Below are 777 nucleotides of genomic sequence, written 5' to 3' on the forward strand. Positions count from 1 at the left end.
TGATGGAGCGATTGCTCGATGAGCGCGAGGTTTCCGTCGCCGTCCACGATCTCGGTCGCCACCGGCTCGTCGTCCCCGCTCCACGTGAGCACGCGCAAGAAAGGCTCCGAGGACAGGCCCTCGATCGGTGGGGCCCAGTTCACGAGGTACGCGCGATCCTCGACCTGATCCCACACCGGGTGGGCGCTCGACATGTGGATCGGCAAGAGATCGAAACCCGGCCCGAGCCCGGAGAACATCGGGCGCCAGGTGTCCACGAGGCCGACCGGCGTCACCGCTTCGAGCGTCTCGGGATCGATCTCCCACGGGCGTCCGGCGTCGTAGGTCGCGAGCAGGCGCCCGCTCGGAGACGGCACGAGCGCGGTGTTCACGAAGTCGCGCGCACCGAGCTGCGCCGACATACGAACCATGCCGTTGTTGCGGTAGGCGAGCTCACCGGTCGCGGCCTGGTCCAAGAGGTAGTCGTCGGTGCGGAGCAGCCGCGTCTTCGCGCGGGCGTTGCCGTCTTCGAAGCGCAGCCGCAGCACCATCGCGTCGCCGGTGAAGAGCGGGGTCCCGTCGCCGTAGGGCACCCCGCCGACCACGAAGACGAAGCCGAGCATGTCCCGCGGCACCTGCCCTGCGATCACCTCGAGCGACGCGTCGTCGAGCTCCTCCCGGGTGCCGCGCAGGATCGAGTCGTGCTCGGGCCCTGGGGGTGGAAGCAGGCTCCCACCGCTCGAACCACAACCCACCCCCACCGCTCCGCCCACCCCGGCGAGCGCGGAGAAGCGAACC

Annotated in this window: 1 protein-coding gene; it reads right to left on the reverse strand. The window is 69.9% G+C overall.

Features of this window, described 5'->3' with window-relative positions; genetic code table 11:
• On the reverse strand, positions 1-777 hold a 777-nt coding region (locus VB775_RS22545), incomplete at both ends, for a carotenoid oxygenase family protein (protein WP_323216965.1).

This window comes from Pseudanabaena sp. CCNP1317, assembly GCF_034931345.1.
Lineage (GTDB): Bacteria > Cyanobacteriota > Cyanobacteriia > Pseudanabaenales > Pseudanabaenaceae > Pseudanabaena > Pseudanabaena galeata.